The 25,700-nt window shown below is 64.4% G+C and carries 19 protein-coding genes; 9 read left to right on the forward strand and 10 right to left on the reverse strand.

The window, feature by feature from the left end:
* Positions 1-39: 39 nt before the first annotated feature.
* Entirely contained in the window at positions 40-1,014 is a 975-nt protein-coding gene (locus tag AC0NIH_RS28015) for a sugar-binding transcriptional regulator (protein WP_023764803.1), read from the reverse strand.
* Positions 1,015-1,255: 241 nt separating this feature from the next.
* On the opposite strand from AC0NIH_RS28015, the gene AC0NIH_RS28020 reads away from it, so the two are divergent.
* On the forward strand, positions 1,256-1,414 hold the full coding sequence (locus tag AC0NIH_RS28020) for a peptide ABC transporter permease (RefSeq protein ID WP_352709255.1): 159 nt from the start codon (positions 1,256-1,258) through the stop codon (positions 1,412-1,414).
* A gap of 56 nt (positions 1,415-1,470) precedes the next feature.
* Entirely contained in the window at positions 1,471-2,196 is a 726-nt protein-coding gene (locus AC0NIH_RS28025; protein WP_473464274.1) for an MgtC/SapB family protein, read from the forward strand.
* A gap of 27 nt (positions 2,197-2,223) precedes the next feature.
* Here the strand turns inward: AC0NIH_RS28025 and AC0NIH_RS28030 are convergent, their stop codons facing one another.
* The 6 genes from AC0NIH_RS28030 to ftsZ form a co-directional block, all read right to left on the reverse strand.
* Positions 2,224-3,459 carry a VWA domain-containing protein gene (locus AC0NIH_RS28030; protein WP_473464272.1) on the reverse strand — a complete coding sequence of 412 codons (1,236 nt, stop codon included), beginning with the start codon at positions 3,457-3,459 and terminating at the stop codon, positions 2,224-2,226.
* Positions 3,452-5,701 (reverse strand): DUF5682 family protein, encoded by a 2,250-nt coding sequence (locus AC0NIH_RS28035; RefSeq protein ID WP_473464269.1) that lies wholly within the window; start codon positions 5,699-5,701, stop codon positions 3,452-3,454. Before AC0NIH_RS28035 ends, AC0NIH_RS28030 begins: the two co-directional genes overlap by 8 nt.
* A 4-nt stretch (positions 5,702-5,705) precedes the next feature.
* Positions 5,706-6,785 carry an ATP-binding protein gene (locus AC0NIH_RS28040; protein ID WP_224687483.1) on the reverse strand — a complete coding sequence of 360 codons (1,080 nt, stop codon included), beginning with the start codon at positions 6,783-6,785 and terminating at the stop codon, positions 5,706-5,708.
* A gap of 31 nt (positions 6,786-6,816) precedes the next feature.
* On the reverse strand, positions 6,817-8,244 hold the full coding sequence (locus AC0NIH_RS28045) for a DUF5691 domain-containing protein (protein ID WP_473464266.1): 1,428 nt from the start codon (positions 8,242-8,244) through the stop codon (positions 6,817-6,819).
* Positions 8,241-9,632: an SWIM zinc finger family protein gene (locus AC0NIH_RS28050; protein ID WP_352709268.1), complete on the reverse strand. Its 1,392-nt coding sequence runs from the start codon at positions 9,630-9,632 to the stop codon at positions 8,241-8,243. The genes AC0NIH_RS28045 and AC0NIH_RS28050 overlap by 4 nt, the downstream gene beginning before the upstream one ends.
* A gap of 210 nt (positions 9,633-9,842) precedes the next feature.
* Positions 9,843-10,880 carry a cell division protein FtsZ gene (gene ftsZ, locus AC0NIH_RS28055; protein WP_023764795.1) on the reverse strand — a complete coding sequence of 346 codons (1,038 nt, stop codon included), beginning with the start codon at positions 10,878-10,880 and terminating at the stop codon, positions 9,843-9,845.
* A 412-nt stretch (positions 10,881-11,292) separates the two neighbouring features.
* Between ftsZ and AC0NIH_RS28060 the strand changes: the two genes are divergently transcribed.
* From AC0NIH_RS28060 to AC0NIH_RS28075, 4 genes are all read left to right on the forward strand, one after another.
* A complete protein-coding gene (locus AC0NIH_RS28060) occupies positions 11,293-13,344 on the forward strand; it encodes a N,N-dimethylformamidase beta subunit family domain-containing protein (RefSeq protein ID WP_473464263.1) in 2,052 nt (683 codons plus the stop codon).
* A 184-nt stretch (positions 13,345-13,528) separates the two neighbouring features.
* Positions 13,529-14,227, forward strand: a complete 699-nt coding sequence (locus AC0NIH_RS28065; protein ID WP_352709273.1) for a GntR family transcriptional regulator — start codon at positions 13,529-13,531, stop codon at positions 14,225-14,227.
* 430 nt (positions 14,228-14,657) lie between these two features.
* The gene (locus AC0NIH_RS28070; RefSeq protein WP_287271207.1) at positions 14,658-16,013 is read left to right on the forward strand and encodes a glutamine synthetase family protein; all 1,356 of its coding nucleotides are present in this window, start codon (positions 14,658-14,660) and stop codon (positions 16,011-16,013) included.
* Between the two features lie 139 nt (positions 16,014-16,152).
* On the forward strand, positions 16,153-17,037 hold the full coding sequence (locus AC0NIH_RS28075; RefSeq protein ID WP_473464261.1) for a helix-turn-helix domain-containing protein: 885 nt from the start codon (positions 16,153-16,155) through the stop codon (positions 17,035-17,037).
* Between the two features lie 238 nt (positions 17,038-17,275).
* On the opposite strand, the gene cuyB is transcribed toward AC0NIH_RS28075, so the two are convergent.
* The 3 genes from cuyB to AC0NIH_RS28090 are packed head-to-tail and all read right to left on the reverse strand — an operon-like array spanning position 17,276 to position 20,275.
* Positions 17,276-18,085 carry a cysteate racemase gene (gene cuyB, locus AC0NIH_RS28080; protein WP_473464258.1) on the reverse strand — a complete coding sequence of 270 codons (810 nt, stop codon included), beginning with the start codon at positions 18,083-18,085 and terminating at the stop codon, positions 17,276-17,278.
* The gene (locus AC0NIH_RS28085) at positions 18,082-19,443 is read right to left on the reverse strand and encodes a dicarboxylate/amino acid:cation symporter (RefSeq protein WP_474025085.1); all 1,362 of its coding nucleotides are present in this window, start codon (positions 19,441-19,443) and stop codon (positions 18,082-18,084) included. The genes cuyB and AC0NIH_RS28085 overlap by 4 nt, the downstream gene beginning before the upstream one ends.
* A 1-nt stretch (position 19,444) precedes the next feature.
* Complete coding sequence (locus tag AC0NIH_RS28090) at positions 19,445-20,275, reverse strand: substrate-binding periplasmic protein (protein ID WP_473464253.1); 831 nt, start codon at positions 20,273-20,275, stop codon at positions 19,445-19,447.
* Between the two features lie 343 nt (positions 20,276-20,618).
* Between AC0NIH_RS28090 and AC0NIH_RS28095 the strand changes: the two genes are divergently transcribed.
* Genes AC0NIH_RS28095 through fhuB form a run of 3 tightly spaced genes read left to right on the forward strand, consistent with a single transcriptional unit; the run spans position 20,619 to position 25,699 of the window.
* The gene (locus AC0NIH_RS28095; RefSeq protein WP_473464392.1) at positions 20,619-22,796 is read left to right on the forward strand and encodes a TonB-dependent siderophore receptor; all 2,178 of its coding nucleotides are present in this window, start codon (positions 20,619-20,621) and stop codon (positions 22,794-22,796) included.
* Positions 22,797-22,833: 37 nt separating this feature from the next.
* Entirely contained in the window at positions 22,834-23,709 is an 876-nt protein-coding gene (locus tag AC0NIH_RS28100; protein ID WP_352709285.1) for an ABC transporter substrate-binding protein, read from the forward strand.
* Positions 23,702-25,699 (forward strand): Fe(3+)-hydroxamate ABC transporter permease FhuB, encoded by a 1,998-nt coding sequence (gene fhuB, locus AC0NIH_RS28105; RefSeq protein ID WP_473464250.1) that lies wholly within the window; start codon positions 23,702-23,704, stop codon positions 25,697-25,699. Before AC0NIH_RS28100 ends, fhuB begins: the two co-directional genes overlap by 8 nt.
* The last annotated feature ends 1 nt before the right edge of the window (position 25,700 follow it).

Here is a 25,700-nt window from a genome sequence, read left to right on the forward strand (position 1 = left end):
TTCTCCTCCACAGGGTAGTTTCAACTGAACGGTTGCCGGCTACCCGACCGGCGTCTCTTCCACGAGCGATCGTGCCGTCCGCTCGTCGGTTATCAGGCCCTTGAGATAGCGGCCTTCCAGCACCGCCTTGATGGCACGAACCTTGATCTTGCCGCCGGCGACGGCGACGATCCGGCGGCTGGCAATGTCCTCACGCGCCAAAGCCAGCGCCCGGTTGGAAACGGTCGTCGCCACCGCATTGCCGGCGCCGTCGAAGAAATGGCCAAGCAATTCGCCGACGCCGCCATTGCGGCGGATCTCCTCCATCTCGCCTTTCTCGATCATGCCGGTGGCGACCAGGGACGCCTCGCGTTCGGCCGTACCGACACCGGCAAACAACAGGTCGGCGGATCTGGCGAGATCGAAGACCTCGCTGATGCCCTTCTGGCCGAGCAGGACAGTCCGGTCTTCGGCCGTATTGGCGAACATCGGCACCGGCATCACATAGGCTTCGGCGCCGGTGCGCTCGGCGAGGCGGTGGATGACATCATGCGGATTGGCCGAGAATTTCCGCGTCAGGCCGCCAAGCAGCGAAACGAAGCGAATCCGGTCTGTCGAGGTGCGCGGCAGATATTCGACGCAGGCGGCCAGCGTGCGGCCATGGCCGACGCCGATCAGCGCCTGCTCGCCACGTTCGATCTCGCGCTTGAGGAACTGCGCGCCGGCGATGCCGAGCGCCTTGAGCGGCAGATCCTCGGCGTCAAAATCAGGAACGACTTCGCAGTAGTCGAGGCCGTAGCGGCGGGACAGTTCGTCCTCGAGCTCGACGCATTCCGAAACTTCGCCGTCGATATAGACCTTCACCAGCCCTTCCTGGTTGGCCTTGGTGATGAGGCGATGGGCCTTGAGACTGGTCAGCCCCAGGCGCTTGGCAACCTCGGACTGGGTCATGCCGCCGGCGTAATGAAGCCACGCGGCGCGCGCCGCCATGCTGCTTTCATCGTCGCGCAGGAGACCGTTGCCGAACCCTACCATTTCCACCCTATGATATTTTTATCAGTTGCTGCAAAATTTTTCACAAGGCTTCGCCAGAGTCAAGCGTCGCCGTTCAAATCGTAGCGGCGTGGTTTTGCCGAGCAGCCCGGGCGTCCCGCCCGGAACTTCGGGAGCGAGAAAAGGTTTTTTAGACAGACATCCCGGTGTCGCGGCATGCCAGGAAGGCACGGGGCCCAGGAAGGCTCGGGCCAGAAGGCACGGGGCCAGGAAGGAGCATGTCATGGACAAGGATCGTGGCAGGGAAGGACCGGTTTTTTCCGGAGAAAATGCACGGCAAGGCGAAATCATCCTGCGCACGCGCACGCAGCGCATCCTCTTCATCGCCGGCCTGGTCGGCATCGTCGTGCTGGCATTGGTGCTGACTTTCGCCGTCCGGTGACCGGTACGCGAGGTGTTGACTGAGGGCGGGAAGCATCCCGCCGCAAGGAACCAACAATGTTCGAGCCGTTTTGCTGCGATATGCCGCTTCACCCGACCTGGCCCGATCTCGCCGCACGCCTGTTGCTCACCATGGCCGCCGGCTTCCTGATCGGCCTGAACAGGGAAGCGCGCGGCCACACCGCCGGGCTTCGAACGACGATCCTGGTCGGCCTTGCGGCCGCGATCGCCATGATCCAGGCCAACCTGCTGCTCGACACGACGGGCAAGGGAGCGGACTTCTTCGCCCGCATGGATGTGCTGCGTCTTCCGCTCGGGGTCCTGACGGGCGTCGGCTTCATTGGCGGCGGCGCCATCCTTCGCCGCGGCGACCTTGTGACCGGCGTCACCACCGCCGCCACCATGTGGATCATGACAATGATCGGACTGGCGTTTGGCGGCGGCCAGTTCGGCCTTGCGGGAGTTGCGACCCTGCTGACCTTGATAACGCTTCAGGCGCTGAAATGGGTCGACCTCAGGATTGCGCGCAACCACCATGCGATCCTGTCGGTCTCCTGGGCGCATGGATCCCCGCCCGACCTTCAGGAGATGGTGCGACCGCTTGGCTATGGCGCGCGTCTCGCCATGATGGAGCACGATCCCGGCCGCGACCGCTTCGTGTACTCGTTCAATATCGAGTGGAAACAGCCCGATGCGATCGAACCGGCGACGGAAATCCTGGCGCTGGTCGCCCGGCAATGCGAGGTCGAGCGGTTTGAACTGATCGGCGAGAAGGCGTCCTGAGTGGCCGAGCGTTGCTGGCCGACGCGCCTACGCGCCGGCCGGGGAGCCGTCTACCTCGGCGCGAACCAGCTTGATGTCGGCACCTGCCGCCCATGCGCCGACATCTTCCCGTCGCAAGGCGGCCGCCATCATGTCTGGAAACAGGTCCGGCGTGCAGGCGAAGACCGGGATGCCGAGTCCCGCCACCGACCCGGCCATCTGGGGGTCATAACCCGGCCTGCCCTGGTCGGTCAGCGCCAGCAGCACCACGACATTGACGCCTGAGCGGATGAGTGCCGCCAGTCGCTGCAGCAATTCCTGGCCGTTGCCGCCCTCATAGAGGTCGGTGATCAGCACCATATGCGACTTGGTCGGCCGCTCGATGCGATCAGCGCAATAGGCGACGGCCTGGTTGATGTCGGTGCCGCCGCCGAGCTGCACGCCGAACAGGACTTCGACGGGGTCGCTGAGCTCCTCGGTCAAGTCGACGATGGCCGTGTCGAAGCAGACCAGCTTGGTCCGGACCACCGGCAAAGAGGCCATCACGGCGGCGAATATCGACGCGTAGATCACCGAGCTTGCCATCGAGCCCGACTGGTCGACGCACAGCACCACCTCATCCAGATCGACCAGCCTTCGCTGCTTGCGCATGAAGCCGACCAGCTTCTCCGGGACGATAGTTTTGTGCTCGGGCTGATAATGACGGAGATTGGCCGAGATGGTGCGCTGCCAGTCGATGTCGCGCTGGCGCGGACGGTTGGTGCGCTGCGACCGGTCGAGCGCGCCACGGATCGCCTCGGCGGTCTTCTGTTCCAGCCGCTGCATCAGCTTGGCGACGATTTCGGCAATGATCGTTCGCGCAATGTCCTTGGTCTTGGACGGCATGACCGAGCGCAGCGAGATCAGGTCGGCGACGAGGTTGACGTCGGCCTCGATCGCCTTGAGGAATTCCGGCTCCATCAGCATCTGCTTCAGGTTGAGCCGTTCGAAGGCATCCTTTTGAACGATCTGCACGACCTGCGCGGGAAAGAACGATCTGATATCGCCCATCCATTGCGCCACTCGTGGCGCCGATCGGCCAAGCCCGCCGCGGCGCTTGCGCGGATCGGCAGCCGTATCGCCGGCGCCATCGCCATAGAGTGCATCGAGCGCTGCCGACAGCCGCTTGTCGGTGTCGGACAGCGCCGACGAGGTTTCGTCATCGGCACCGATCGCCAGGCGCCAGCGGCGCTCCCGTCCGTCGACGGCAGGTTCGTTTTCGCCGATATCAGCCTCGTCATCCATTGCCGTTCCCGCTCATCAGCAAAGGCCCAAGCCGTTCCAGATGCCGGCGCCAGGCCTCACCACCATCTGGCGTCGGCGTCAGCCCTGCCGGCAGGCGTCTGACACGGCCGAGCACCGCTTGGATCAGCCGCCGCCGCTCCATCGAGTCCAGATGGGAAAAGACCCGGCGCAACAGTGGCAGATGCGCAATGAAGGCGTCTTCATCGAGGGATTTGAGCCAGGCATCGACTGCGCCGCGCAGGCTTTCGTCATAGATCAGCCGTTGACCGGCGGTGCTGAAGAACCCCTCGAAGAACCCCGCGGCCTCGATGACAGGCGTGCCCGGCGACAGGCGCCGCGCGATCAGGGCGGCCGCCGCATCGGCGGACAGATGGCCGGCCTCGTAGAGCAGATGCGCGGCACAGCCCGCCACCAGTGCGGTCGATCGCGATCCGTCCAGCACGGCTGCCAGCCCACCGCGCCAGGCGTCCAGAACGTCCTGTCCAGGTTCGACCAGCTTGATTGCCTCATCGGCCCTGCGCATCGCATCGACCAAGGCCGTCGAAGCCTGGGCATCGAGATCGCGGGCGGCATAGGGAAGCGCGATGGCGCCTTCGACGATCAGCCGCTCCAGCAGGCCGGACAAGCGTGCGGTCTCGGTCTTGCGGGCTTCACCGTAGCGGATGATATCTGCAAGCGGCGGCACCGATGCCAGGATCTCGAGGCATTCGCTGCTGTGCGCCGCGCGTTCCTCCAGTGCCGCCAAACCGGCGATCGAGGCCTCCGACAGGTTTGCCGTGATGGCGCCTTGAACCAGTCCTGCCAGCGCATCGAGCGAGCTCGCCGCGCCGATCATCTGGATCAGCCGGCCGTTAGCGGCTTTTTCGATGGTCGGGCCATGGACCAGGTTCTCGACCAGGCGAACGGCATATTCCGGCTCCCATGACAGGGACCAGCGCTCGCGAAAGGTGCCGCGGCTGCGGCCGCTGTCGGTCAGTTTTCCCCAATGCACGCCAAGCACATTCAGCCGGTGCAGCAGGGTCGAGCGAAACAGCCCGCTTTCGCTACGCAGGTCTACCGACAGTTCGCGCCCCAGCGCCTCGGGCTTCAGCCGCGCGACCTTCTGATTGCGCTGCAGGTCCTCGATCAGCGGCGCCAGCGGTGTATCCGGCGGAATTTCACCGACATCGGCGCCCAAAAGCAGCTCGGCTTCGACCAGCGCCCACAATACCGCTTCGCCGTTGAACAGGGCAGCGATTGCCGCATCGCGCAATTCTTCGAAACCAGGCTTTGGCCGGTCGCGAATCACGGCCAGCGTGCGGGCCAGCCTTTCGGCTTCAATCAGCGAGGCGGTCGAGACCATGTGCCCCTTCGCCCTCAGCACCGCCGCGATCATGGCAAGCCACAGGGTCGCCGCGTCATGCCGGCCGCGGGTGCGCCACAGATGCTTGCACCAGCCGGGAGCAACGACACCGGCGCCATATCCGAAGCCGAGCGCCAGACGCGGACCCGTCCATGGCGCCCAGGTCATCGTGCTTTTGCGCCGGGCAAGCCCCTTGAGCAGGGCGTGATCCTCCTTCTGCGGGCGCATCGCCTGCAGTGCCGGCACATGGAAGGCGCCGCAGAGGACAGCGATCGGTCCGTCGAATTCCTTGCGCGCGGCAGCGATTTCAAGCCGCATATGCGCCTCGCGTTTTGCCTCGAATTCGGCAAGCGGACCTTCGCCTTCGCGCAGCGTCGTCATCGCGTCGGCTATTGCCGCGAAAATGGGACCGGGTTGCGGATTCTGCTCGATGATATCGGACCACCAGCTCTCGCCATCCTCGTAGCCGGCGGCTTGCGCCAGCGTGCCGATCGGGTCACGCAAATGCGGTGCGAGCTCGGACTCGACCTCGGCCTTCGTCTCATCGGTAACGGCCTCTTCCTTGGCCTCAGCCGGTGCGACCCGTGCCGAGGAGGGCAAGTCGACGAAGCGAACTGTCGCGTTGTTGGCGACCGCCCAGAGCGTCGCCTGATATTCTGGCGAGAACTCGGCGAAGGGCCAGAAGCTGGTCGAGGCCGGATCGTCTTCGGGATAGCAAAGCAGTGCCACCGGCGGCTGCATTTCGGGGCGGGCGAGCAATGGCAGCAGCGCCGAGGCGTCGGCCGGCCCCTCGATCAGCACGGCGACCGGTTTCAACTCCTGCAACGCCTGCACCAGGCTCGCGGCGGAGCCGGGGCCGTGATGGCGGATGCCGAAATAGGAAACGTCGCCTATTGCCATGGCGTCAGATCGCGGCGTTCAATGCCGCGTAATAGCCGGCATAATCCGGCCGCTTCTTGAGCACGGTCTCCAGATATTCCTCAAGCACAAGCTTGTCCTGCACCGGGTCTTTCACGATCGCACCGACAAGGCTGGCGGCGAGGCCTTCAGCGCCAAGCTTACCGCTGTCGAACCAGGCCGCCTGGCTGAGGCCGCCGACCATGGTCGCGATCGCTTCGGCCGTGGATAGCGAGCCGGACGGCGTCTTCAACGTCACCTTGCCGTCCGATGTCGCGCCGGAGCGAAGCTCGCGGAAAATGGTCAGCACGCGGGCGATCTCCTCGCCGACATTTTTCGGCACCGGCAGGTCGAGACCGCCTGCCATCTCGCCGACGCGCTTGGAGACGATCGCCACTTCCTCCGCCATGTCTTCCGGCAGGGGCAGCACGACGACATTGAAGCGGCGCTTCAGCGCCGAGGACAGTTCGTTGACACCCTTGTCGCGGTTGTTGGCGGTGGCGATGATGTTGAAACCTCGCTGGGCATAGATCGACGTGTTGAGTTCGGGGATCGGCATCATCTTTTCGGACAGCACGGTGATCAGCGTGTCCTGCACGTCCGAGCCCATGCGCGTCAGTTCCTCGAGGCGGCAGAGCTTGCCGTCCTGCATGGCGCGGTAGAGCGGCGTCGGCACCAGCGCCTCCTGGCTGGGGCCTTTGGCGAGAAGCTGCGCATAGTTCCACCCATAGCGGATCTGGTTCTCGTCGGTGCCGGCCGTGCACTGCACGATCAGCGTCGAATCCCCCATGATGGCAGCCGCAAGATGCTCCGACACCCAGGATTTGGCGGTGCCGGGAACGCCGAGCAACAACAGCGCGCGGTCGGTCGCGAGCGTCGCCACGGCGGTTTCCATCAGCCGGCGGCGGCCGACATATTTGGGTGTTATCAGCGTGCCGTCGTCGGCCTTCCCGCCGAGCAGATAAGTCAGCACCGCCTTTGGCGACAGGCTCCAGCCGGCGGGCTTCTGCCTGTCGTCATTGCGCGCGAGCGCCTGCAATTCGGCAGCGTAGGCCTGCTCGACCGGAAGACGGATGGCTGCGTTCATTTGCTGTTCTCCGCAAGGATCATGTGTTGGTTCAAAGCCCGGCCAAGGATGCGTTGAGACGCAAAAGGCCGAGCGAAGGTGCTGCCGCCGCCATGCCGGCCGCGACGACATCGCCGATCAACTTTTCCGCCGCCTCCGCGGTAGTGAGAAAGCCCAGCATTTCCAGGAGCTGATCAACGCATCGCTTCACGGCGTCATCGTTTCCCGCAACGGCGGCGCGAAGTGCCGGGAGCGTCTTGCCGTTTATCAGGTCTCCCCATTCCAGCCAGCCTGCTTCGACGCCTTCGACTTGGGTGAGCGCGCCAAGATGCTGCGTGTCCTTCAGGATCAGCCTGACCAGGACACGCTTCCTGCTTCTGTCCAGACGCGGCATTAAATGGAGGACGAAGAGTGCAGGCTTGCCGCCTTCGGCGACAAGCGTGTCTGCCATGTGCGTGACCACGGCATCGCTGCCTGACGCCGCGGCCATGCGCGCGACAAGGATATCGGCATTGTTGTCCGCGCCGAACTGCCATGCCCCGATGAAGTCGGATTCGGTGACACCGAAGCGCGCGGCAAGATCAACCATATTGCAGGTTTCGAACAGTTCGGCGCGGCGGCGTTCCTGCGCCGGGGACTTCAGCTTTGCCGGCGTGTAGGTGGTACGGCGGCGGATGAAGCCGGATTTGCCCTCAGCAATGAAGGCCGCGAGCTCCGCCACTGGATCTTCCGGTCCGCCATCGCCTGGCTGGCCGTGCTCGCCCAACCGTGCCAGCAGCCGGCCGGCCAATTCGCGCACCTTGCCGGAGCGATCGGCGGACAGGCTTTTCAGGAAGGGCACGTCATCGGATCCGAGGCCGAAGTGCATGAGTTCGATGAGTGCAAGCCTCACCTCCGCCGGCTCGCTTGGGCCCTTGGTTTCGATCAACTGCCGGGCCGAGGCTGGCGCGGTGCGGCGCATATCGGCCAGCGCACTGCGGCGCGCGACCGGATAGAAATCGTCCCAGTTCTGCGCCGTCAGTTGCTCCAGGCTTGTGTGTTTTTCGCCATCCACCCCGGCCTGCCAATCGATCCAGGGCGCATAGACATCCGGGCTGGTCTGATCCGACGCGGCGGGCATCCAGTCCATCGGATGCAGCACGAAGCCGCGGCTGGCGACGAGGGCCACCACACGCGACTTGGTTCTGGCGTCGGCGGCGTGTTTCAGCGCTGCCCGCAAAACCGGTCGCAGCCGCTCAGGCAGCATCGGCAAGGCAAGCTCGGGCAACGGCGGGCGCCGCTTCAGCGTCTTCGGCGCGGCCGGCCGCAAGGCGATTTCTAGGGCTTGCGCGGCGATCGCCAACAGCCGGCGTTCACGCTCGTCGGGGTTTGCACTGCCGGCAATCTCCTTCCACGCGGCCGGAGCCAGGTCGACGCTTGTCCCACCGGTGATCCAGCTGTCGCGCATCGTCGCGAGCCCTGTCTGCTCGATCTCGTTCACGACAGATCAAGCCTCCCGAACCCGCTTTGCGCCGCCAGCAAATGAAGCCGGCTGCCGCTCCAAAGTGCGGCCGTCGCCGTGAGGTCCAGCCCAAGCAACGTCGGGCTGACGGTATCGGCAATCGGCAAGGCGATGCCGTGCGGATCATCGGCGGATTGCCACCAGGCATCGCCCCGATCATCCTTCAGGATCGCGCCGGGCGGCAGCATGACAGGACAGTCGGTGAGCCAGGGGGCCATATCCTGGTAAGCGACATGGGCCGCGAGCGGATCGGCTATGTCAAAGCCGAAATCCGGCCATTCGCCCGACGAGATATCGCCTTTGCGATCGACCACGAGCGCCCGCAGCGGCTGGCGTGCCGGATAAAAGACCAGCCGGGCATCGAAGCGATCCCCCGGTGTGAAAGCGTTGGAACGACGGCCGGCAGAGGCCGGAAAATAGTCGAGCAGGAGTGCAAATCGCGGACTGGCGCTGTTCAGGTCGAGCAGCCAGGTCGAGTGACTGACGAGACCATCACGGCGAGTTTCGATCTTCTCGCCGAGCACCTCCCAGGAGCTTTCGATCTGCATCGCATCCGGATTGGCCAGAACCTGCTCGCGGCTTTCGGAGCTCGATACCAGCCGCTTCAGCTCAGCGTCATCAGGCGTCAATCGCCAAGCCTTGGCCAGCAGTACGAGCTTGCCGAGTTCGCGGATCGCCGCGTCCGGGCGCTCCTCGCTGCGCAACCCCATCAGCCGGGATGGAATTTCATCGATGCGGCCGGCAAGCGCTGTCGCCTTCATGTCGACCAGCCGAGCAGCGATGCGGCGGCAACGATCACTGCTGTTATCAACAAAACCGGCAAGGCCGAGCCGCAACTGATCCGATATCCATTGATCGAGTTCGTCCAAAGCCGCCGAGACCGCGGAGCGCGTATCCTGGGCGCGCTTGCGCTGCGCGGCTTCGCGGCGCTCGACCGAGGCCGCGTCCTCGACAACATCGTTTTCTTCGTCGCGCGAGGCCTCGCCGATGCTCTTGCCTCCCGCACCGGGCGCTGGTGCCTGCGAGGTGGTTTTCCGGCGACGGCCGAGCCAGTCATTCACCCATTCGGGCGTCGAGCCGGCAGCGGCGAAACTGGCTGGCGTGGTGGCGGCGATCCACATCAGCGCCAATGTGTGCTTGCAGGGAAATTTTCGCGACGGACAGGTGCATTTGTAGCCGTGGTCGCCGGTGTCGACGACGACGCGATAGGGATTGGAACCGGAGCCCTGGCATTCGCCCCAGATGAGCGCCAGCTGCTCGTTCTTTTCAAGCCGTGGCCAGTTCGATTGCTTGGTCAACTTGGAAGCGGCGCTCAACGACGCCTGATCGGGCGCAAGCGCCTCGATGGTTTTCAGGTCAAATTCCAAGCCGCGCCCCTCGTCGCTCGAACGAATGCCGGTCGCCAGTATAGACGGCCATCCGTGACGGATTCTTGTAGCAGCAGCGGGCTATAGATCGATACTGCCGGCCGCATTAATTTTGCGTCGGCCAACTGATCCTATGCAATGCACGCTACTGTTTAGCGGCCTCCCCCCACGGAAAACAAGTCTCGCCTAGGATACGTCCGAAAGGGCAGCTCACTGCAAGATCCGCGCGGCGGGCGGCATGGAATGGTCATGCTGGATGCCGGCATCGGCGTCGCCGACGCCGAGTGCGCGGTCGAGACCGGTCGCCACCACCGAAACCCGGAAGCGGCCTTCCATGCTCTTATCGAAGATGGCGCCGACGATGATATCGGCGTCCTCGTAGACTTCCTCGCGGATGCGGGTGGCGGCCTCGTCGACCTCGAACAGGGTCATGTCCCTGCCGCCCGATATCGAGACCAGGACGCCCTTGGCGCCCTTCATCGACACCTCGTCGAGCAGCGGATTGGCGATCGCGGCTTCCGCCGCCTTCATGGCGCGGCTGTCGCCGGACGCCTCGCCGGTTCCCATCATGGCGCGGCCCATGCCGCGCATCACCGATTTGACGTCGGCGAAGTCGAGATTGATCAGGCCTTCCTTGACGATGAGATCGGTGATGCAGCTGACGCCGGAATAGAGCACCCGGTCGGCAATGACGAAGGCGTCGGCGAAGGTGGTCTTGGCATCGGCGATCCGGAACAGGTTCTGGTTGGGGATCACGATCACCGTGTCGGCGGCTTCGCGCAGCCGCTCGATGCCCTCTTCGGCCATCTGCATGCGGCGCCTGCCCTCGAAGGTGAAGGGCTTGGTGACGACGCCCACGGTCAGGATGCCGGCCTTGCGCGCCGCTTGCGCAATGATCGGCGCAGCGCCGGTTCCGGTGCCGCCGCCCATTCCGGCGGTGACGAAACACATATGCGTGCCGGCCAGATGATCCATGATCTCGTCGAGCGATTCCTCGGCCGCGGCACGGCCGATCTCGGGGAGCGATCCGGCGCCCAGCCCCTCGGTGACGTGAGCGCCAAGCTGGATTAGCCGCGTCGCCTTCGACATGGTCAACGCCTGCGCATCGGTGTTGGCGGCAATGAACTCGGTCCCCTGAAGCTGCTCCGCGATCATGTTGTTGATGGCGTTGCCGCCGCCGCCGCCGACGCCGATGACGGTGATCTTCGGTCTCATCTCGGAGATCTCGGGCTTTGTGAACTCTGCCATGCCGCTTTCTCCTTCGCCAATTGCGCGCGCTTCACGGCCCACCCGCACATGTCCTTTGGGGGCAATGCAACCGGGCGGCACGACGCGAATCAGTCCGCCCAAGTGGGTACCCCAAAAAGCCAGAGAGCGGCCAGAGGTGCAAGACCGCGCAAGCTCAAGATTTATGATGAAGGGGCCGACCTCGCGCGACCGACCTGTCCGGCCCCGGCGATCGGGCGCGGTCCGGTGGCTTTTCAGGACGCCTTGCGCTCGGAAACGTGGCTGGGTCGCCCGCTCCATGATCGGCACGAGCGCGAACAATTCCACCTGCGATGAAAGCCGCATTGTCGTAAAAGCTGCTTGCGAAAAGCAGGGATGCGAGCGATTTGTCCAATATGCCCTCCGAGGAAGTACATAGGCCGGGATCGCGGAAATGAAACGTCCCGTCGATCATGGCGCCATGGCCGTTTCAGGCTACACGGTACCCTGGCACACGGGGGCCGGGACGCCTATCGCTCTCCATGTCTCCTCATCACGGCAGGTGCGTGATGTGCGGATCGTGCGGCTCGACACGCCCACGCCCGAGTTCATGGACTGGCATGTCGAACCGACCGGCAATGCCCCGTCGCATCGCGACTTCGATCATGGGTCCTTCCTGAAGATCGCAGCGTCGGAACTGGCCAAGGCTGCGGAAATCACTGGCGTCGCCTTCGAAGTGTATTTGACCCGCAATGACGGCGTCCGTGTGCTCTTCGAAAGCGGAAACCTGCGTCTCGGCTTGCAGGACGGACGGCTGACGTGGGGCCATGACGGCAAGCTGCTCGAAACGATCTTGCCGGCAAACACCTGGCTGATGGTCGAGATTTCGACCGATAGGAGCGGGACGGCGTTGAAGATCAGCTCGGACGATCTCCTGGCGCCGTTTCGCCTGCATCGTCAATTCGACCGGCCCTGGTCCGTGTCCGGCGATATGGCCTTCGGCGCCAGCGCGGCAAACGATGTCAGGTCGCTCAACGCCAAATTCTCGTCGATCGCGCTGCAAAGCGAAACCGGGCGCATCGGCTGGACCTTCCCCACCCTGCTGCCGAGCGGCCCGGTCGCCTCGACAGGTGGCGATAGCGCCCTCTTGCTGGAACCGCTCAACCAGCCGGCGTTCTGCATGACCTCGCGCCGCTGGGACGGGTCAAGCTTCGATCCAAGGCTGGTGCCGTCGCACTACGACGCGGTGCATTGCCATGACGACGATATGGGCGCCCTGCAGTGGCCCGCCTCCTACCATTTGCAGATCCCGGCGGAAGCGTCTGCCGGCGTTTATGCTTTCGAGGTCGGGCATGGGGGTGGATCGGAGCGCATCGTCTTCTTCATCACTTCGACAACACGCCGGGCGCCGCTGCTGTTCCTGGTGCCGACCGCCACCTATCTCGCCTATGCCGATGAATTCCTGCCGGCGCATCTCTACGAATGGATGTGCGAAGACCGTGGCCATCGCTTCGCCATCGATAACAATCTGAAATCGCTCTACGACTATCACTGCGACCTCAGCGGCGTGTCGATCTCGTCCTACAAAAAGCCGAAGGCGACGCTGCGCGGCGACTACAATTATCCGCTGTGTGGCTGCCCGCACAATCTGCCCGTCGACCTGCATTTTCTGCGCTTCTGCCACAGTAACGGCATCGCCTTCGATCTCATCACCGACCGCGACCTGCATGAGCGGGGCGTTGCGGGCCTTGAGGAATACCGGGCGGTCATCACCGGCAGCCATCCCGAATACATGTCGGTCGATATGGAACATGCGCTGCGCCAGTTCGCGGCGGCTGGCGGCAGCATCGCCTATCTCGGCGGCAATGGCTTTGCCGGCAAGGTCGCGTTCCAGGACGATCTGATGGAACTACGCCGCTCGCCGCTCGAGGCGGCCCGGACCTGGGACGGGCCGATCGCCGAACAATCGCTGTCGATCACCAACCAGCCGGGCGGCTATCTCCGCGCCAGCGGGCTCGGCGAATTCTCGCTGACCGGCGTCGCCATTTCGCTGATGGGTTTCGATGCCGCGCAGCCCTTTACGCGCACGCCGGAAAGCCATGACGCTTCCGCGGCATGGTTGTTCGACGGCGTCGCCAGCGAGACCTTCGGCGACGAGGGCATCGTGCTGGGCGGTGCGGCCGGCTATGAGGTCGACGCCACCGACCCGCATCTCGGCACCTCTCCCGATACAATATTCATTGCCCGCGCGACCGGCTTCCCCGACAGCTTCGTCCACGACGCGACGCGCTGGTACGAGGGCGGCGCGGACGAACGCGCGTCTCGGCGCTGCGCGGAGATGACGCTGCGCCATCTGCATTCGGGCGGTCTGATCTTCTGCGCAAGTTCGGTCGCCTGGTGCGGCGCCTTGCCTGCCGGCGACGCCATGAACGACGTCGGCAGGATCACGAAGAATTTGCTGACGCATCTGGCTGCGGCAAAGGGCCCGGCGAACCCTGATCGATGAGCGTTCTCGCGCCTGCGAGCGGCATCACGGAAGTCGCGTCATTGGCGGCCGAGAACCGCGACCTCATCCGCCCGCGGCATCGCGGGTTGGCTTGCCGGTCGATGATCGAAGCGTCTATCATGCCCCGTCCGCGGCTGTTGTCGTCAGGCCAGATTTCAGAACGAGCGAAGTAGCGCCCCCGCCAATGGCCGACAGAACACAATTCGGGTTGACCGCCGTCGACACCGTCCCCTTGCACGAGAAGGTCTATCTGGAGCTCGTGCGGGCCCTGATGTCCGGCCAGTTCGCACCCGGCCAGAGGCTGACCTCGCGCAAGCTCGCCAAGGAGCTCGGCACCAGCGACATGCCGGTGCGCAGCGCCTTCATGCGGCTGCAGGCGCTGCGGGCGTTGAGCCCGATGCCGAACGGCAGCGTCGAGGTGCCGCTCATTTCAGCCGAACGGTTCTCGCAATTGACCGCCGTGCGCACGATCCTCGAAGGCTCGGCGACCGAACTTGCGACCAAACGCATCAACGGCAACAATCTGCGCGCGATCCGACGCCATTGCAGCGAACTCACTCTCGCGGCGCGCGAAGGCAATATCGACGACTATCTCAGGAAAAACCACGCCTTCAAATTCTCGATCTATCGCCATTGCGGCAACGAGCAGATGATCTTCCTGATCGAGACCGTCTGGATGCAGGTTGGCCCCTTCCTGAGGAATCTCGCCATGGGCTTCGAGGACGACCTCTCCTCCATCCTCGACATCGACTATCACGAGGAGGTGGTCGCGGCGATCGAGGCGCTGGACGGGGCGCGCGCCCGTGCGGCCATCGTTCGCGACATCGACGAAGGCGCCGCCCACATCCTGCGGCAAGCCAGGTTTCCGGAATCCAGGAGCTAGGATTGGGACTTCTGATAGGCGGCTATGGTTCTTTCCACCTTGGAGATTGGCTGAAGCCTCTCGTCATCCTATGGCGGAGCAAGGAGCTCCGCCCGTGGATGACGAAATCGTTGATGTTTCCGCTAATCGCAAGGCATGCGGTCCATCAACGCAAGGGGATCAAGACTTCCTGCCGAAGGACCAGCATCCACCCAAGAGCTGCGGGCCTAGAAATGCCCCTTGGCTTTCCACCTTCTTGCCTCTATGTTGCGATCGCAGATCGCGCAATTGGTTTTTGAAATGCCTCCCGACATCCCCGCTAATGAGTTGAAAAAATAAGGAAAGCTATCCGGCAGCTGCCGGATATGCTTCCCGAAAACTCACAAGCATTTTTACCAGGGATAGCGTAGCCAGCCGGGCTTGGGCACGTTGAAAAACCAGGGGTTTGAAATTGAGCGATGCAATTGCGGACGTGTTGAGCTGGCTTGAAAGCAGAAACGACATACAGAGCCTGAGGGCGGCGGTGTGCGACCTCAACGGCGTCATGCGCGGAAAACGCATCCCCGTCGAGCAGGCGCGCAAGGCGCTGGAGGGCAAGCTGCGCATGCCCTATTCGCTGATCGGATTGGACATCTGGGGCGAGGACATCGAGGGCAACACGCTGGTTTTCTCGACTGGCGACGCGGATGGACTTTGCCAATGGACGGGACGCGGCATTCTGCCGGTGGAATGGACGGCGCATCCGACGGCGCTCGTCCCGCTCTGGCTCGCCGACGAAAACGGTGCGCCCTATCTCGGCGATCCCCGGAGGGCGCTGGCCCGCATCCTCGACCGCTACAAGGCGCTCGGCCTGACCCCGGTCGCGGCAACAGAACTTGAGTTCTACCTGGTCGATCCGCAATCGCAGCGGCCGGTCGGGCCTGTCTCGCCGGTCACCGGGCGCCGCCTCGATTCCGACGCGGCGCTGTCGATCGACGAGATCGACGACTTCGAGGCCTTCATCCACGACGTCTATGAGGCCTGCCGGGCGCAAGGCATTCCCGTCGATACGGCGATTGCCGAAAACGGCGTCGGCCAGTTCGAGATCAATCTGAACCATGTCGCGGACGCGTTGCGGGCGGCCGACGACGCCGTGCTGTTCAAGCGCACGGTGAAGGGCATTGCCCGCAAGCACGGCTTTGCCGCCTGCTTTATGGCAAAACCCTATGGCGACCGGGCCGGCAACGGCTTTCATGTCCATTTCAGCGTGGTCGATGCCGAAGGGCGCAACGTGTTCGACGACGGCACCGATCAGGGTTCGGAAACCATGCGCCACGCGGTCGGCGGGCTGCTCGCGGCAATGGCCGAGAGCACGCTGGTGTTCGCACCGCACTTCAATTCCTACCGCAGGCTTCGCCCGCGCTCCTATGCGCCGACCGCTGTCGCGTGGGGTTACGAGAACCGCATGGTCGCGATCCGCATTCCCGGCGGCCCGACCGCCGCGCGCCGCATCGAGCATCGCGTGTCGGGAGCGGACGCCAATCCCTATCTCGTGCTGGCCGCCATACTGGGCGCGGCGCTGATCGGCATCGAAAGGCAGATGTCGCCGGGCGAGCCGACAGGCAGCGACGGACAAGGCGTTGTCCCAGCCAAGCTGCCGCCGGACTGGGCGTCGGCGATCGCGACGTTCGAAAGCGGAACGCATGTGGCGGAGATCTTCCCGACGATCCTGCGCGACTCCTTCATCGCCTGCAAACGCCAGGAGCTGAACACGTTCGCCCTCAATGTCAGCGACTTCGAGATCGAGACCTATCTCGAAAGCGTCTAGGCCCCGCTGACCGGCCGCTACGGCACCCGTTCCGGGCAACGTTCCGGAAGCCTGCCAAGCAGGGACTTGCGATACGGTGGTCAACCTTGCATAATACATGATAATTTCCATCATGTTTATGCCCGGAGATGCACAGGACTTGACCTTCGTTGCGCGCATGGAAAGCCGGATCGAGGGCTTTTCGGTCATTGGTGGCCTGAAATGGCACCTGTGGGACGGCGCGGTCGCCGACCTCTGGGATGTCTCGTGCGATGACAACGCCGAGGGCTCCTATGTCTCTCCCGACCCCAGGCTGTTTGTCACGCTCGATGTGGATGGCGAGGGCGCCTTCTTCGTCGAAGGCGCCAAGGGCGAACGGTCTCGCCACGACAGTGCCCTCTCCATGGCCTACATTCCGGCCGGGGTGCCGATCCGTGGCCGGGTCGAAGGCCTGCGCCGCATCAGGCATCTCGACCTGCATTTCGACACGGCGACGCTGACGCGCCGCTTCGGCCGCAGCCTCGATCGCGAGGCTTTGCAGATGTCTCGCTTCCAGTTTCGCGACGACCGCATCGCCATGCTGGCCGGGCTGATCGCTGCCGAGTGCAGCAGTGACCAGCCCCTGCACGATCTCTATGGCGAGGGGCTGCTCAACGCCCTGTTCGCCAGCCTGTTCCAGATCGACCCGCCAAGTGCCGCCAGACGGCGGTCACCTCTCTCCCGCCGCAAACTGCGCCTCGTCACCGACTACATCGATGCGCATTGCCTGGACAGGATACGGCTTGCCGATCTCGCTGCGCTGACCGGCCTCTCCGAAACCGCGCTGAGCCATGCCTTCAAGGCGGCAACGGGCGTGCCGCCGCACCGCTGGCAGATGCAGGCGCGGATCGACAGGGCCAAGGCGATGATGGCGCATGGTGCCGCCTCGCTCGCCGACATCGCCGAGGCGACCGGCTTCTTCGACCAGGCGCATCTGACGCGCGTGTTCAAGTCGGTGGTCGGCGTGACGCCCGGCGCATGGGCGAAGAGCGCCGACAAGCCGTGACATTTGCACATTCCCGGAACCGGGCATCGACCTCTGCGCGAACAGGCTCGATCAGCTAAGTTCGAACACATCTTAAAAGGAGCGGACAGCGCGTTCTAAAGCGCGTCGCGCTGAGACGGATTCATGCGACGCGCTTTAGGTCTTTGTTTTTGCATGTCGTTCTCCCAAAACCGAGCTCACTTTTGGGCGACATGCATTAGCACCCGTCTCACCGCGGCCGACATCGATCGGCTGGCATCTATCCGTAGGGCTGAGCCAGCCGGACCGGACTGGCACGCAACGACCGGTCATGTCCCGACAGCCGCGATACGGTCGGCAGGCCCCGGGCGTCCTGCGCACCGAAGCCCAACCGTGTCAGACAGGCTCGCGCCAGCGCCGCATTGCTGTCGATGACGGCCAATCCGCCGACATCGTTGAGGCTGGGGGCCACCACCGAGAGTTCGGTGCAGCCGAGAAGGGCAGCATCGGCGCCGGCCGCTTGCGCGATATCGAGCGCGCGCTCGGTCTCGATCGCCGCGTCCGCGATCGAACCAGCCTTGACGAGGCTGATCGCGCTGTCGACGCACTGCTGAAACTCGGCGTTCGCGGGAAGGCAGAGCCCAAACCCCGCCGCCGACATCCTGTCCTGGTAGAAGCCGGAAACCAGCGTGCCCCGCGTTGCGAGAATCGCAACCCGGCCCCGGTCCAAGCTACGGCGTGTTTCCGCCACCACCGCGTCGCCGATATGGAGGATCCGCGCTTGCGAATTCGCCGCCAGTTGGTCGTACCAATGATGGGCAGTGTTGCACGGTACCGCGATACAGCTGACGCCGAGCGCATTGAGCGTCGAGACCGCGGCGATTAGAGCCGCCAGCGGTCCGTCGTGGTTGCCGAGGATCGCTTCGGTCCTGTCGGGCAGCTGTGGCACGCTGAGGATGACGGCAGGCACATGGTCGTTGTCCCTCACCGCCTTGGTCATTCGGGTCAGCTTGAAGTAGAAGTCGGCCGATGCAAGCGGCCCGAGACCGCCGATGATGCCGAGCTGGGGACGGATGCTGTCGTCGATCATCGGGCGGGCTCGGCTTCGAGCTCTCCCGAGCCGTTTTCGACCGGCTGCGTCGTCTCCCTGTGGCTGGGAGCGATCATTGCGGTGCTCGCCGCGACGGTGCAGACGCTGGCCAGCGTCATGAACGTGTCCACGGCCGCATCCACCGCGACGAACAGGGCGAACGCCGCTTCAAAGGGAAGCTTCAGGTAGCCGCACACGATGGACATCTGAGACAGGATGAGCAGGCTGCCCATGCCGCCGGTCGTGAGCGCGAGAAGCGCGGAGGCGATGCCGACGAGCACGAGGTCTGGCACGCCGAGCGGATGGCCGTAGAGCTGAGCGATGAACAGCGTGCCCGAGGTGTAGAGCAGCGCCGGGCCGGTGCGCAGCAATGCCGCCTGCAGCGGCACCAGCAGTTCGACGACCACCAGGCTGAACCGAAGGCGCTCGCTCAACAGGTTGATGACCCAGGGAAGCGAAGCGACGGTGGAACGCGTGGTGATGGCCACCATGAGCAGGGGCTGGCAGGTCTTGATCGTCGTCCAGTAGCTTCGTCGCGACCGGATGGCGATAATGGCGAAGGCGCCGGCGACGAATATGAGGCAGGAAAGTCCCATGACCAGCAGGTAACCGCCCATCAGCATGAGCGGCTTGGTTCCGGTCGACGCGGTCTGGTCCGCGATCAGGATGAAGGTTGCGAAGGGCAATCCCCAGATGAACCAGTTGGTGAGGACCGTACAGGCCCGGTAGACCGCGTTGAGCGCCTGAGAAAGGCTCATGGACGTGGGCTGGGGAATTTTTCCCATGGCGAGCCCGAACAGCAGGCAGAACAGCAGGACCTGGATGGTCTGGCCCGAGGCCAGCGCGTTGAAGACGTTGTTCGGCACCAGATCGAGCAGGATCGAATGCCCGCCGTCAGCGCCCTCATTGGATGGGGGCTGGAACGGGAAGGCGAGATCGGTGGAGACGCTGCCCTGCGAATTGATGAACTCGCCAAGCTCGATGCGCGACTGCGGGTTCTCGATCTGGCCCGGTTGAAGGATCAGCGACAAGGTGCCGCTCACCAGCACGCCCAGGAACGACACGACCAGCACGGCCATGCCCACCTTGCCCAGGTAACGGACCGATTTGGGGTCCTGGACCATCGACGTGATGGAGAAGATGACCGACGACACCAGGTAAGGCAGGACGACCATCTTGAGGAAATTCAGGTAGAGCTGTGCGATCGGGCTGATGGCATGGGCAAAGTCCGGATAGTAGAGACCGCACAGTATCCCTGCCCCGATCATCGCGAGCGTCGTCACGGGCGAGCGCAATATACGCCTTGCCGCGAGGCGCCAATCGAAAGGCACGGAGCCGGCTACGTCGGAGATGGCCATGTCAGGCTTTGCTTCCCTGCCGATAGCGGGCGATGATCTCGTCGGTGTTGAGCACCTGCTGACCCCGGGCGAGATCGAGATAGAGGTCGACAAAAGCCGCGAGATGCGGATTGTCCGGCCGCACACCGACCGCAATGGTGTCGACCTTGTCCGTCAGCGTGATCGAGCGTGCGACGACCGTCATCGACGGGTCGTCGACCATCAGCTTCTTGATCTCGAAATCGTCGCGATAGGCCATGTCGAGCGTCCCGTTGCGGATCGCATCGATGATCAAATTCCAACTCGCGAAGCGGCGGATTTGTGCGTGCGGGAAGGTTGTCGGCGCATAGGTGGCGAATGAAGAGCCTTCGATGACGCCGAGATCACCCGAGAAATCGCGGACGATCTGCTCGGGCGGCTTGCCTTGCGCGATACGCGCCAGGTTAAGGCGGTTGGCGATCAGCCCCTGGCGCAGCATGGCGTAGGGCCGGGAATAGACTATCGACCGGCCGCGCAGAAGGGTCCGGCTGAGCTTGCCGATCGCCAGGTCCGCCTGGCCGGAACTCACCAGGTTCACCATGCCGTCGAACGTTGCGGCTGACCGGTCGAACACCGGCTCCACGCCAAGCTGCGCGGCGATGCCGTGGGCCAGTTCCATGTCTATGCCATTGTCGCCCTGCCCGTCAGCCGGGAAGAACGGATTGGAAGCGAAGGACGGCATAGCGATACGCAGCGCATCGCCGCTCGCGACGGGCTTTGGGGCGTTCTGCGCCTGAGTGCCGGCCGCCTGAGCCTGCGAGATCAGCAACCCACCGCGTCCGGCCATAAGCAGCGTACGACGCGTAACCGACATGCGCATTCTCAATTCGTGCGGAAGAGCAAGATAAACAAGTCTGCCCTGTTCGCAGTATGCATGCGGAGGTTAAGTAAGGGTATATTTTACATTGTGCTCTTTCTACATAGCGGACAAAGCAGCACAACATAACGCCGGCGGTTGGACTGACGCCGGCGCGCCTAACCGAGCAGCACCGGCCACCAGTGACATTTCCGCAACATGACGCCGCGATGTCCCCTCGTTTGGACAAGAATGGACAAGTCGCCCAAATCCGTCCAATGACCCGCAGATAAGTTGAGGTAAACGATCAAGTATCTCAACGATAACAGACGGGAATTTCCTGATGAGCAGATTTTACCGGATGAACGCGCTTCTGGCGGCCAGTTTCGCCGCGACCGCGATGGTCCCGCCGATGGCCGCCTTCGCGCAGGCCGTGCAAACCAGCACTCAACTTGAGCCTGTCGTGGTCGAGGGCGAGGCTGGAGGCGGTGCCACCGGGCGGGTCGACGGTGTCGTCGCCAAGAAGACCACGACCGGCTCGAAGACGGCAACCACCATCAAGGAAATTCCGCAATCCGTCTCGGTGGTCGGCCGGCAGGAGATCGACGACCAGGGCGCGCAGAAGGTGGATGAAGCCTTGCGCTACACGGCCGGCGTCTTTGCCCAGCCCTTCGGTCCCGACAGCGATACCAACTGGCTGTTCATCCGTGGTTTCCAGGCGACGGCCACCGGCACCTACATGGATGGGCTGCAGCTGTTCAGCTACGGCTTCGGCGGCTTCTATGTCGACAGTTTCGGGCTCGAGCGCGTCGAAGTGCTGAAAGGCCCGGCCTCGGTGCTCTATGGCGGCAGCAATCCCGGCGGCATGGTCAACTATGTCAGCAAGCGGTCGGAGTTCGAGCGCAAGCGCTACGTCGAAACCGGCGTCAACGATGCCGGCAATGTCTATCTCGGCTTCGACATCGGCGACGTCGCCAACAACGACACGGTCAGCTACCGCATGACCGGCAAGGTCGCCGGCGGCGACACCTACAGCGACCGGCAGAACGGCTGGCGCGGTTTCATCTCGCCGAGCATCACCTGGAAACCGGATGAAGCAACCACGCTGACCATCCTGGCCAATTACAGCCACATCGACGAGAACCACAATGGCGGCGGCTTCCTGCCCTATGACGGCACGGTGTCGGACCATATCGTCGGCGGGGTGAATTATGGCCGCATCGATCCGGACGCGAATTTCACCGAACCGGGCATCGATCTCTACAAGCGCGAGCAGGGTTCGATCGGCTACGAATTCGAGCATGATTTTGACAATGACTGGACGGTGCGTTCCAACGCCCGCTTCACCGCCGCCGACATCAATGAGGTCAACGTCTATCCGAACGGCTGGTCAACCATTGGAGGCCCCACGGATCTCGCCCGCATCAATTTCGACCATGACACGACGGCGAAAACCTTCCTTCTCGACAACCAGATCGAAGGCAAGGCGACGACCGGTCCAATCGAGCACACGATCCTCGCCGGTCTGGACTTCAAGTATTACAACATCGACCAGGTGCAGTCGTCCGGCCTGTACGATCCCAACTACGACAATCCCATCGATGCCTTCCATCCGGTGTATGGCTCGCCGCTGACGCCGCGCGTCAGCTACCTCAACCAGAACCTGACGCAGAAGCAGCTCGGTATCTACGCGCAGGATCAGTTGCGCTTCGGCGATGGCTGGTTGGTGACGCTGAACGGCCGCTACGACCGTGGCTGGCTCGATGCCGACAACCGCCCGACCTACTACTCGGCGAGTTCCAGCACGCAGAGCCAGACCGTCGGCGACTTCTCCGGCCGCGCCGGCCTGGCCTATGAGTTCGCCAACGGCGTAACGCCCTATGCCAGCATCGCCACCTTCTTCAACCCGATCATCGGCACCGACGCCAACGGCAATCTGTTCGTTCCGGAGACCGGCCAGCAATACGAGGTCGGCGTCAAATATGTGCCGACCTTGGTCGACGGCCTGTTCACGCTGTCGCTGTTCGACCTCACGCGCCAGAATGTGGCGACCGCGACCGCCGCCAATCCTTTCGCCCAGTATCAGACCGGCGAGGTGCGTTCGCGCGGCGTGGAACTGGAAGGCAAGGTGAACATCACCGACGATTTCCGGATAACCGGCGCCTTCACCGCTTACGATCTGAAGATCACCAAGGACGCCAATCCGGCATTCGTCGGCAAGACGCCCTTCATCGTGCCGGAGGTCATGGCTTCCGCATCGGCCGACTACACGTTCCGCGGCGACTGGTATGACGGCATTTCGATCGGCGGCGGCTTGCGCTATCTCGGCTCCTCCTGGGCCGACAACGCGAACACGGCGAAGGTGCCGGCCGTGACGCTGGCCGACCTGAAACTCGGCTACGAGAAGGAAAATTGGGGCGTCGACCTCAACGTCACCAACCTGTTCAACAAGACCTATGTCGCCAGTTGCCAGACGACGCTGACCTGTTCCTACGGCGAAGGCCGTTCGTTCAAGCTGAAGGTGCACACGACTTGGTAGTCCGCCACTTGGTTACAGCTTGCCGACGCCGCTGGCGATGACCCATCCGCCCACCAGACGGCAGGTGCTTGCACTCGCGGCCGCGGCCTTGTTGCCCCCCGTCACCGCCAAGGCAGCGGCGCCGCGCGTCGCCGCGATCGACTGGGGCATGCTGGAGACGTTGCTGGCGCTCGGCATCGAGCCGGCGGCGGCAACCGAACTGATCCAGTTCCGCAAAATCGCGATCCAGCCGGCGGTCCCGGGATCCGTAACCGATCTCGGGCTGCGTGGCGCGCCCAATTACGAGCTGCTGCGCATCATCGCGCCTGACCTGATCGTCATCTCCAATTTCTACGAATACCAGCGCCCGATGCTCGAACGCATCGCGCCGGTGTTTGCGCAAACGGTCTACGAGGCCGGCGTTCCGCCCTACGCACTGGCCGAGGCGGCGACGCTGGCGCTTGGCGAAAAGCTCGGCCGGCAGGCAGAGGCGAAGCGTTATGTCGACGAGACATCGGACGATATCGCACGGCTTCGCGGCGGCTTGCCGCCTTCCGGGCGGCCCGTCTTCGTCATCAGCCTCGGCGACAGCAGGCATTTCCGTGCCTTCGGCCGCGACGCCATGTTCGGCGACGTGCTTACGCGTCTCGGCCTGGTCAACGCGTGGACCGACGAGACAAGCTACAGCGCGGCGGCACCGGTCGGGCTGGAGGCACTGGCACGCGTGCCCGACGCCTCGATCCTGATCGTCTCGCCGCTGCCGGCCGATGTCGGGCGCTCGCTTCCGACAAACGCCTTGTGGAATGCCATGCCGGCCGTGCGCCGGAACCGCATTGCTGTGCTCGAAGCCGTCAACCATTTCGGCTGCCTGCCGTCGGCGCGCCGCTTCGCACGCCTGGCGACGGCGGCACTTGCCCGGCAGGCCCATGGCTGAGCGCACTATCCATCAAGGCGCCATGGCTGCCCGTCTCTCGCCGATCGCGCTATGGGGTGTCTTGGCTGCGATGGCAGCACTTCTGTTTGCATGGCGCGTCGGCACGCAATGGCCGACCGCGCCGGCGGCCGGCAATCTCGACCATGTCATCCTATTCTACAGCACGCTGCCGCGCGCGGCGGTGGCGGTGCTGGCGGGCGCCGTGCTCGGCCTCTCCGGTCTCCTCTTGCAGAACGTACTGCGCAACCCGCTGGCTGAACCGTCAACGCTCGGCATTTCGGCTGGCGCGCAACTGACCATGACCGTCGCTTCGCTCCACGCGCCCTTGCTCATGGAACGGTCGCAAGGCCTGGTCGCCTTTGCCGGCGGCGCCATTGCGGTGCTGCTGGTGCTGGCCTTGACATGGCGGCGCGGGCTCGAACCGGTGTCGGTCGTGCTCGCCGGAATGATGGTGGCACTGACTGCGAGCTCCGTCAGCGCTGCGCTCATCCTTGCCAATGGCGAGTATCTGTTCTCGCTGTTCATCTGGGGCGGCGGGTCGCTGGTCCAGCAGGATTGGCAGCCGGCCATTGCGCTGACGATCCGGCTGTCGGCTGGCGCCGTCGCGGCGCTGATGGTGCTGCGGCCGCTGATCATCCTCGGCCTCGACGACGCCTCGGCGCGCGGGCTGGGCGTTGCCCGTCATACCAGCCGCTTTCTCGTCATCGCACTTGCCGTGTGGATGGCGACGACCGTTGCCGCCGAGGTCGGCGTCATCGGCTTCGTCGGCCTCGCCGCGCCAGCACTGGCCACGCTTTCCGGCGCCCGCACCTTGCGGCAGAAGCTGATCGCCGCGCCGCTGATCGGCGCCATCTTGCTGTGGCTGACCGATGGGTTGGTGCAGCTCGCTGCCGGTACCGGTGGCGAGCGCATTCCGACCGGCGCGGGCACAGCGCTTCTCGGCGGTCCGCTGCTGCTCTGGCTGTTGCCACGGCTGCGCCTGTTCGAATGGCCGCATCTCGGCTCCAACGGGCCGACACCGCACAGAGCGAGCCGGCCATGGGTCATCATCCTGCTCTTGCTTGCATTCACCCTTGTCGCCGCCGCCTTGGCGCTCGTCGTCGGGCGCGGCCCCACGGGCTGGTCGCTCGCCAGCGGCGATCTGCTGGCCGATCTCGCCGCATGGCTTGCGCCACGGATCGGCGTGGCCGCTGCCGCCGGCGCCATGCTCGCGGCGGCGGGCGTGGTCATCCAGCGGGTCACCGGCAATCCGCTGGCGAGCCCCGAAGTGCTTGGCGTCGGCACCGGCGCAGGCGCCGGCCTGACCGGCGTGCTGACGGTGAGCGCCACGGCCGGGCTCGGCTGGCAACTCGCTGGCTCGGCCCTTGGCGCGCTGGCGGCCTTGACCGTCATGCTTGCAATAGCCGCACGGGCGAAATTCGGCGCGCAACGATTGCTGCTTGCGGGCATCGCCATGAGCGCGCTGTGCAGCGCCGTCATCACCGCGACGATCGCGATGGGCAATGCGCAGTCCTACATCCTGCTGCGCTGGCTGAGCGGCTCGACCGGCCAGGCGACCGCGCTCGACACCTGGGTTGCGCTAGCCTGCCTGCCGCCACTGTCGCTGCCGCTATTCCTCGCCGCGCGCTGGCTGGATATCCTGCCGCTCGGGCCGGACAGCGCGCGCGGGCTGGGCGTGCCGGTCGCCGGCGGACGGCTGATGCTGATCCTCGTCGCCGCGCTGCTGACCGCGCTCGCCGCCATGGTCGTCGGGCCCCTGAGCTTCGTCGGCCTGATCGCGCCGCATCTTGCCCGGCTCATCGGGTTTTCGCGTGCACGCGTCCATCTTGCCGGAGGGATGCTTCTGGGCGCCCTGCTGATGATCGTCTCGGACTGGCTGTCGCGCATGGCGGCCTTTCCCTACGAACTGCCCGCCGGCCTGTTCGCCTCGTTGCTCGGCGGGCCGTACCTCGTCTATCTGCTCGCCAGGGGCGTGCCGCACCAAAGGTGAG

The organism is Mesorhizobium sp. WSM1386 (assembly GCF_055901595.1).

Coding starts and splice junctions, on each gene's coding strand:
- AC0NIH_RS28015 (WP_023764803.1), bottom strand. CDS start 1,014: ATGGTAGGGTTCGGCAACGGTCTCCTGCGCGACGATGAAAGCAGCATG.
- AC0NIH_RS28020 (WP_352709255.1), top strand. CDS start 1,256: ATGGACAAGGATCGTGGCAGGGAAGGACCGGTTTTTTCCGGAGAAAAT.
- AC0NIH_RS28025 (WP_473464274.1), top strand. CDS start 1,471: ATGTTCGAGCCGTTTTGCTGCGATATGCCGCTTCACCCGACCTGGCCC.
- AC0NIH_RS28030 (WP_473464272.1), bottom strand. CDS start 3,459: ATGGATGACGAGGCTGATATCGGCGAAAACGAACCTGCCGTCGACGGA.
- AC0NIH_RS28035 (WP_473464269.1), bottom strand. CDS start 5,701: ATGGCAATAGGCGACGTTTCCTATTTCGGCATCCGCCATCACGGCCCC.
- AC0NIH_RS28040 (WP_224687483.1), bottom strand. CDS start 6,785: ATGAACGCAGCCATCCGTCTTCCGGTCGAGCAGGCCTACGCTGCCGAA.
- ftsZ (WP_023764795.1), bottom strand. CDS start 10,880: ATGGCAGAGTTCACAAAGCCCGAGATCTCCGAGATGAGACCGAAGATC.
- AC0NIH_RS28060 (WP_473464263.1), top strand. CDS start 11,293: ATGAAACGTCCCGTCGATCATGGCGCCATGGCCGTTTCAGGCTACACG.
- AC0NIH_RS28065 (WP_352709273.1), top strand. CDS start 13,529: ATGGCCGACAGAACACAATTCGGGTTGACCGCCGTCGACACCGTCCCC.
- cuyB (WP_473464258.1), bottom strand. CDS start 18,085: ATGATCGACGACAGCATCCGTCCCCAGCTCGGCATCATCGGCGGTCTC.
- AC0NIH_RS28085 (WP_474025085.1), bottom strand. CDS start 19,443: ATGGCCATCTCCGACGTAGCCGGCTCCGTGCCTTTCGATTGGCGCCTC.
- AC0NIH_RS28090 (WP_473464253.1), bottom strand. CDS start 20,275: ATGTCGGTTACGCGTCGTACGCTGCTTATGGCCGGACGCGGTGGGTTG.
- AC0NIH_RS28095 (WP_473464392.1), top strand. CDS start 20,619: ATGAACGCGCTTCTGGCGGCCAGTTTCGCCGCGACCGCGATGGTCCCG.
- AC0NIH_RS28100 (WP_352709285.1), top strand. CDS start 22,834: ATGACCCATCCGCCCACCAGACGGCAGGTGCTTGCACTCGCGGCCGCG.
- fhuB (WP_473464250.1), top strand. CDS start 23,702: ATGGCTGAGCGCACTATCCATCAAGGCGCCATGGCTGCCCGTCTCTCG.